General features: G+C 45.4%; 9 protein-coding genes. 4 read left to right on the top strand and 5 right to left on the bottom strand.

The annotated features are described in order from the left end of the window. The 3 genes from RMO27_RS11200 to RMO27_RS11190 form a co-directional block, all read left to right on the top strand. On the top strand, positions 1-424 hold a 424-nt coding region (locus RMO27_RS11200; protein WP_309732397.1), incomplete at its 5' end, for a glycosyltransferase. A gap of 172 nt (positions 425-596) precedes the next feature. Next, positions 597-1,670: an acyltransferase gene (locus RMO27_RS11195; protein ID WP_309732395.1), complete on the top strand. Its 1,074-nt coding sequence runs from the start codon at positions 597-599 to the stop codon at positions 1,668-1,670. A 54-nt stretch (positions 1,671-1,724) separates the two neighbouring features. Next, on the top strand, positions 1,725-2,498 hold the full coding sequence (locus tag RMO27_RS11190; protein ID WP_309732393.1) for a glycosyltransferase family 2 protein: 774 nt from the start codon (positions 1,725-1,727) through the stop codon (positions 2,496-2,498). A gap of 59 nt (positions 2,499-2,557) precedes the next feature. Here RMO27_RS11190 and RMO27_RS11185 read toward each other — a convergent pair whose 3' ends face one another. Continuing rightward, positions 2,558-3,157, bottom strand: coding sequence for a WcaF family extracellular polysaccharide biosynthesis acetyltransferase (locus RMO27_RS11185; protein ID WP_309732391.1), 600 nt, complete (start codon positions 3,155-3,157; stop codon positions 2,558-2,560). Between the two features lie 380 nt (positions 3,158-3,537). Between RMO27_RS11185 and RMO27_RS11180 the strand changes: the two genes are divergently transcribed. After that, on the top strand, positions 3,538-4,911 hold the full coding sequence (locus RMO27_RS11180; protein WP_309732389.1) for a glycosyltransferase family 4 protein: 1,374 nt from the start codon (positions 3,538-3,540) through the stop codon (positions 4,909-4,911). A gap of 100 nt (positions 4,912-5,011) precedes the next feature. Here the strand turns inward: RMO27_RS11180 and hisH are convergent, their stop codons facing one another. The 4 genes from hisH to RMO27_RS11160 all read right to left on the bottom strand — a co-directional run. After that, positions 5,012-5,656: an imidazole glycerol phosphate synthase subunit HisH gene (gene hisH, locus RMO27_RS11175; RefSeq protein ID WP_309732386.1), complete on the bottom strand. Its 645-nt coding sequence runs from the start codon at positions 5,654-5,656 to the stop codon at positions 5,012-5,014. Between the two features lie 72 nt (positions 5,657-5,728). Further along, positions 5,729-6,397: a DUF2834 domain-containing protein gene (locus tag RMO27_RS11170; protein WP_309732383.1), complete on the bottom strand. Its 669-nt coding sequence runs from the start codon at positions 6,395-6,397 to the stop codon at positions 5,729-5,731. 115 nt (positions 6,398-6,512) lie between these two features. After that, a complete protein-coding gene (hrcA, locus tag RMO27_RS11165; protein WP_309732381.1) occupies positions 6,513-7,595 on the bottom strand; it encodes a heat-inducible transcriptional repressor HrcA in 1,083 nt (360 codons plus the stop codon). A 227-nt stretch (positions 7,596-7,822) separates the two neighbouring features. Beyond that, positions 7,823-8,119, bottom strand: a 297-nt coding sequence (locus tag RMO27_RS11160; protein ID WP_309732379.1) for a rhodanese-like domain-containing protein, incomplete at its 5' end; no start/stop codon positions are given.

Here is an 8,119-nt window from a genome sequence, read left to right as displayed (position 1 = left end):
AGAAATGCTAGCTACTGCTAACATTGCCGATCGCACCCAGATGGTGGGCTTTGTCGATGGTCTGCAAAAAGATCTGTTGTTACAAGGTGCCGATCTTTTTGCTTTGACCTCCACCTCCGAAAGCTTTGGGATGGCTGTATTGGAAGCCTTAGTTGTTGAAACACCAGTTTTGGTGACAGCGAGTGTGGGTCTGGCAACTGTCGTGTGCGATCGCGATCTCGGTTATGTGGCTGCTCTGGATATCGATGACATTACCCGATCGCTAACTGAATTTTTTGCCGATCCCGTGCGTGCCCAAGCCATCGGCGTCCGCGCGCGGCAATTTACGATCACGCACTATACTTGGGATAAAATCGCCACAGATTTAGTGCGAGTTTATCGATCAATCATCGATCGCCAACCGCTGCCACCTGAACTGGAATAAATCGATACTATTGTCAAATTTATGGTGATTTATGAGTAAATTACATTATTAATTTGATGATTCGATTGCCAAACAATCCGAATTAGCAGATGCAGGGTGTATTCTCAATCTCTAATATTTAGGATTCAGATCTCAGTCTTTCAATAGATTTATTTCAACTATTATCAATAATATGTCCGAACAGTCAGCCAGCAAAAGAATCGTCAATCTCGATCTAATTCGGGCAGTGGCGATCGTTGCGGTGGTAGTTTATCATACGGTGCAGATGGTGGGTAGAGATGGCTTTGTTGCAATCTCCAAATATACACATGTTGGACATTATGGTGTCGATTTATTCTTTGTCTTGAGTGGTTTTCTGATCGGCCAATTATACTGGCGCGAACAGATCGATCGCGGCCATGTGGATATCCCCAGATTCATTTTGCGACGACTGCTAAGGACTTATCCAGCTTATGCGATCGCGATGGTGCTCGCTTTCATCCCCGTTTGGCTCGTTCGCCATCAAGCATTTGATTTTGGATATCTATTCTTTTTGCAAAACTATTACGATCGCCTTCCGTTCTTCTTGGTAAGTTGGTCGTTATGTATTGAAGAGCACTTTTATATTTTCCTGCCGTTTATCCTCTATACCATTCGTCGATTGAAACCCTCAAAAGTTTTAGTGACTTTACTCGCTTTATCATCGCTCTCGCTGATATTGAGAGTGATGTTAGTAAAATTTGAGGACAATCTGCCGTTTGGGTATTATTTAACTGCTACGCATTTTAGATTTGAAGGTCTGATCTTGGGTGTAGCCGCAGCTCATATCTTCACCTATTTTCCCAGCATTTCCCAGTGGCTAGCGCGACCGATCTGCAATTTTTCGATCGTCGCGCTGATTGCCTTATTGGTACCGATCGCGCCAGCCTTACCTACTAGCTTCCTCTATTATGTAGGGCCGAGTCTTGTTGCCATAATATTTTGTTTGCTAGTGTTATCTCTCGCCAGCAGTAAGCCAATTAGGTGGGGCGAACATCAACTAGTGAAAATCTTGGCAATGTCATCTTATAGTATCTACCTCACTCACGCACTCGTCATCCATCTCGTGTTATTAGTCACCAATAAACTCGGTATGAGTGCTGTGGTAACATGGCTGGCGATGGTCGGGGCAATTTTGGCGGTTGGCTATATATTTTATCTAGTTGTCGAAACAAGTGCGCTGAGATGGCGAGACAAGATAGTACCCAAAGTCCCTAAGCAGATTTAATCTTCGAGATGCTAGCAAAAACGACCCCACCGATCCTGACTTATTAATTTCGAGATGTTAGCAAAAACGACCCCACTAATCCTGACTTACAATGAAGAACCTAATCTCGATCGGACACTCCAACAACTAACTTGGGCTAACGAGATTGTCATTATTGACAGTTACAGTACCGATCGCACTTTAGATATTATTGCTGGTTATCCTCAGATTCGCGTCATTCAACACAAATTTGAATCGTTCGCCCAACAATGCAACTTTGGGTTATCGCAAATTAAGTCTGAGTGGGTATTATCGATCGATGCTGACTACATCTTAAGTCCAGAACTAATTAATGAGATCGCTGCTATCGACGATTTTCCAGATGTCAATGGTTATCTCGTACCATTCAAATATTGCGTCTATGGTAAACCGCTGCGTGGGACGCTCTATCCCGCCCGTCAAGTTTTATATCGCGTCAACAAAGGGCTGTATCTAAATGATGGTCACGCCCATCGGGTGAAAATCGACGGCCAGGTGACATCGCTCACTCATTTTATCTATCATGACGATCGCAAGCCGCTCAGTCGCTGGCTGTGGGCGCAAGATCGCTACATGGTCATCGAATCAACCAAACTATTAGCAACACCCGATCGCGAATTAAGTTGGGGCGACAGGTTGCGCAAGCGGAAAATCTTCGCGCCAGCGATTATTTTAATTTACTGCCTGATTGTCAAAGGTGGCATTCTCGATGGTTGGCAGGGTTGGTATTATGCCTTTCAACGCACTCTGGCCGAACTCTTGCTGGCGATTCACCTCATCGAAGCAGAGCATCTCAAGTCAAACAGATAGGAGAGTGGATAGTGAATAGTGAATAGTGGATAGTAGATCGTTGAGAGTCGCGGGTGGAACTATGTTTCCGTCTGGCCTCGTTCCCAGCTCCCCGCTCCCAGCTCCCCGCTCGAATCTAAAGGCAATTTTCGCTCCTTGATTGGCTGTGCGGGGTTGCCAGCGTAAATTGTCATCGGGGCTAGCGAACGGCCAGTCACGCTGCCCAAACAGAGTACGGCACCCCGCCCAACCTCGACCCCAGGGCCGATCGTTGCCCGTGCGGCAATCCAGCAAGACTCGCCAATCAGAATCGGGGCATCTTTCAAATCGAAAGTCTGACTACTCCAATCATGATTGCCAGTACACAGATATACGTCCTGAGATAGACAAGTATGACTGTCGATCGTCACCATTGCGACATTATCGATCCAGCAATTTTCACCCAACCACACAAATTCACCAACTACCAGCCGCCAGGGAAATTTCACTTTTAGTCCTGGCTTGATGCGGACACCCGTACCTATTTGTGCTCCAAAACACCGCAATAACCAGCATTTAAAGTTAGAACTAAGTAGCCAATAGCTACTCACTAGTGGCGAACCCAAATAATACCAAGCAACTTGCTGCCACAATGGTGCTCCTGGCAAATATTGACCGACTGTATATCTATCCAAACGCATTTTTGTTACCTCGTTCTAAATATTTAGGTTTGTACACGGAGATTCGGATGAGGAGCGCACGTTTCTGGGGAATACTATAGTAAAATGTCTACATTAGTGAAGTACGTCGAATTTCTCACGGTGTTCGTAAAACAGTTATTTTCAGTCCAAGCATAGCAATGAACTCTGCGCTCCATATTCTTGCAGCAGGAATTCAAACAGTAAATTTTTAAAGCCAAACAGTAAATTTTTAAAGATTTTAGTTCTCCATCTCGATAATGAGGGTACCATATGTATAGATATTGTGTAATCTTTATAGTTCAGATGTTGGCGCTAGACAATGGAGCGATCCATTGAATTGCGCATTCTGCTCTAATGTGCAACAAGATTGATGAAAAATAATGGCTTTATTTATTAAGCATTCCTCCCCACAAGCTAGCGATATGCCTTCTCCCACTAAAATCAATCATCCTAAAGCCAGCCCCATTCCTCACAAAGATTGTATTACCGGCCAGAAACTTAATATTGTCACACCTCTGAAAAATTCTTCACCTATCGATCTCAAAATTATCAATCAATTTTTCCCCCCAGATTATGCGGCAACGGGTCAGTTGATTGAAGAGTTAGCCCATAATCTCAAAGGATTCGGTCGGATCGATGTCTTTACCAGCCAACCATCTTATGCTTTCGAGCGAGATGATTCGCCTCGGCGGGAATTGCATGACTCTTTGAGCATTCGGCGTTCTCAATCCGCGCGGTTTTGGCCGCAACGCATTCGCGGCAAAGCGGTTGCTGGTGCAATCTTTTTTGTACGGACAGCCCTGCATCTGATCCGACATGCCAATAGTAAAAGATTGGTCGTGCTGACTACCGCACCACCTTTTCTGCCGTTACTGGGCTATCTACTCAGCCGTGTCTGTAAAATTCGCTATGTCTGTTTGCTCTATGATTTGTACCCAGATATTGCAATCGAACTCGCGGTAATTAAGAGACAACATTGGTTGGTCAAAGTGTGGGATCGCTTGAACTGCCTGACTTGGCAACATGCCGAGGCAATTATTGTCTTGAGTGAAAATATGAAAGATCGGATTGTTGGCAAACAAGCTGGTCTGGAAAACAAAATTGCGATTATTCCGAGCTGGGTAGATCCAGAGCAAATCTCGCCGATCCAAAAACAGGACAACTGGTTTGCCCACGAGCATGGATTGGTCGAGCCATTTACAGTCCTATATTCTGGTAATATGGGTCGCTGTCATGATATGGACACCCTCTTTGATGCGATCGTCCTGCTCCGACATACCCCAATTCAGTTTGTATTTATCGGTAGCGGCGAAAAGCGCAAGCATTTCCAGCAGGGTGTTGCGGAAATGGGTCTAAATAACTGTTTATTTCTGCCTTATCAATCGCGTGAGAATCTACCTTTTTCGCTGACTGCTTGTGATGTGTCGATCGTCAGCGTCAGTGAAGGCATGGAAGGATTGGTGGCACCTAGCAAATTATATTCAGCATTAGCATCCGGTCGGCCGATCGCGAGTATCTGCCCCAAAGATTCTTATCTAAATGAAGTATTCGTTCAGGCTAATTGCGGTCAAACTGTGCGCAATGGTGATAGTCAAGGGTTAGCCGACTATCTATATAAATTGAGCCAAAATCCCAAGCTGGTCAAAGAATTAGGTTATTCCGGTCGTGAATATTGCCGTCATAACTATACTTCCGAAAAAATCGCCCAAGATTATTTAAGATTATTTCAATCATTGGGTTCGCTCGATCGCTAGTCAGCGGTGAATTACTAGCGAGATATTATAGATGATGTCAGTTAGGGCTACTTGTAAAGTCCCCGCAACTTCGGGTGCAGATCCGGCTGATTTAGTAGGGTTAGACGCCGCTCAATGGCAGCAGTCTGTCAGCCATCTGCACAAAATTAGCCAGCATTTGCAATCCAGTAGTCGATGATTTCTCTGGATGAAATTGTACCGCCATCACATTTGATTGGGAGATCGCGGCGGCTACAGTTTGAGTACCATGAGTGACAACTGCCGCAGTTACTTCGACATCCAGCGGATCGACATAATAGGAGTGATCGAAATAAACCCACGCATTCGAGTCGATTTGCCCCCACAACGGACAGTTAGGTTGAGTGAGCTGGAGTTGATTCCAACCCATTTGGGGAATCGTTAGATTGGGTTCTGGCTGGAATTTGCGCACGATCCCTGGGACGATCCCCAAACCGATTTCAGATCCTTCCTCCGATCGGTCGAATAAGATTTGCAATCCCAAACAAATCCCCAAAAATGGTTTGCCACTGGCAATAATATCTTTGAGTGGCTGTTCTAAATCGCGATCGCGAATTTTTTTGACCGCTGGATCGAAAGCCCCGACACCAGGCAAGACGATCGCATCTGCTGCGGCTAATTCCGCTGGGACATGGGTAATTGATGTTTGCGCGCCAGCATGTTGTAAACCCTTACAAACAGAGTGTAAGTTTCCCATGTCGTAGTCTACAACGGCAATTTTTAGCATGAGCGAATTGAGAGTTAATAATTGAGTTTTGATGTAGTTCAGACGGGAGCTACAAGTCTGCTGTGTAATTAGCTATACTAATTTCGGCTCCGAGCAGGTCAGACGATCGGGTAAACTGGGTCGAATACACAGATAAATTAGGCCGCCAAATAAGGGAACTAACGAGAGGATTTTTATCGCTTGGGGGTTGGTAAAATTCCGGCGATCGATGTCATCGCTAATTAATACGGGTAGCAACAATGTCAACAGACAAAAATCTAAACTCATCACATGAATAAACCGATTAGTCTGCCATTGACGGACAAAATCTGCCCAATCTCCCTGCACGATCCCATAGCTTAATAAGCCGATCGTTCCGAGCGTTAGGGTGACACCGAACCAACGCGAATCGACGAGTTTAATCATACCACGTCGATCGATTTGACTGTTTGGCGATGGCGGCGATCTCAGGGCTAGATAAGGTAAGATCGCAAATGCACCAACGCCAAAAGCGGCTGCACTAAATAAGCCGGCTGAGATCCGTTGCGCTTTACCATCGATTAACATCAGACAGGCATAGGCCATGGGCAGGATACCCATGAGATTAAATAAGGCAATTACTAATGGATTGATGCCCGCCCATTTACCTGTCGAAAGATCGATAATTAGTTGCAGTGTATCCGATCGATCTGGTGGCGCAAAGCCGAAAGCATAAATAGTAAATCCCAACCATAACGTGCCAAAAATGATTTTGTTCGACATTAGCTGCTACTGATTTGACTAGCGATCTGAAGATCGCTGGGACGAGTTACATTTAGTTATAGCATCATCGTTAGACTGGCGACAATTTTTAGGATAGTGGCATGAAAAGGTTGGCTTATTCTTGACTAATCGCCGCCGTAATATATTCAGCCGCCGACTTAACCAAGGCGATCGAATCTTCGTACAACATCCGCGTCGGGCCGAGCAACCCGACGCTGCCGACGGGAATTGAATCTTGATGGTAATTGGCCGAAATCAACGTACAAGCCTGCATCGGTTTGAGCGGATTTTCAGTGCCGATCCTAATGGCAACTTGCGATCGCGAATTGCCAGCCGGATCGCGGGTGGGATCGAAGATTGACGAGCTGACTTTATCTTGCTCGGATTCTAATAAGTGCAGTAATGTTTTGACCTGTTGGAGTTGGGAAAATTCTGGTTGGCCGAGGACTTCTGAAATCCCCCAGATCATCATTTGTGATGAATGAATCGGCTTAGATTGTCGCGATAAATCTGTGAGTAAACGATCGATCGGATCGACATATTGTTGAAAGCGAAGATCGAGTTCGCTCCAATCTAATGTAAATAGCTCTAGTACAGATCTACCTTGAAGCTTGCTATTTAAAAAATTTGATAATACTTGTAATTCTCGATCAAACGAATCACGATCGATCGCCAGATCTCGCTCTGGTGGTAATTGCATCAAAATCGATTGGGTCTCATAGGCATCCCAGACGACAATCAGCATGATTTTGGAAGACTCAACGCAGATGAGCTGAATGTGCTTGACTGTCGAGCGGCGCGTTTGCGGTAGCGTAATCATCGTGATATAGCCGCTAAGAGTCGCAAGTACTTCCACGGCACCGCGCAAAATAGTTTCGATACTCCAGCCGTCCCAATCGAGCTTATTGGTTAGCAATTCTTGGAGTTGGCGACCGATATCTGGTGATGGTTGAATTAAGCGATCGACATACAATCGATAACCGGAATCAGAGGGAATTCTGCCAGCAGAAGTATGCGGTTGATACAAAAATCCAGCTTTTTCTAAGGTGGCAAAGCCACTCCGAATCGTTGCGGGACTGATATTGAGGTTATAGCCATCTACTAGCGTTTTAGAACCAACCGGCTCAGCAGTAGAAATATATTGACGGATCGTCGCCCATAAAATCTGCTGATGACGCTTATTCAAATCAAATGACATAGACTACTACCGCTGCGCGGAATGGTAAATGATGGTAGTTCTCTAGTAGATGCGATGATGCTGACTATGGAAATAGTCACGAACTAGCGATCGGTGATGGCCAGATGCTAGCTAATCAAAACAGATAAAACTGGCTGAATTGTAACAGATTGATCTTGGCTGCTGGGTCAGCAGATCTCCCTGCAAGAATACTATCGTAACCGATATCGGGGATCGCGATCGCTGACCTAGTATCGCGGCAGGCTCGAATCGACATGATGGCTATAGGCATCAATGCCGCCGATGATGTTGCTCACATTGGTAAAGCCGCGCTCGATCAACCATTGACTCATCTGTGCCGATCGCATCCCATGATGGCACAAAACCAAGGTTTCGATCTCTTTGTCCAATCGGGTATCAATTTGCGGCGACCAGTCAGCATGTTCGCTCAAGGGTAAATTGATAAATCTCGGTAATGCCACCAGTGCTAATTCCTGAGGTTCGCGGACATCGATAAATTGATACTGTCGATCGACATCGGCCAG

The sequence above is a fragment of the Chamaesiphon sp. OTE_75_metabat_556 genome, from assembly GCF_031378165.1.
GTDB lineage: Bacteria > Cyanobacteriota > Cyanobacteriia > Cyanobacteriales > Chamaesiphonaceae > Chamaesiphon.
The sequence above is the reverse complement of the archived record's forward strand: the minus strand, read 5'-3'. Positions and strand labels throughout refer to the sequence as shown.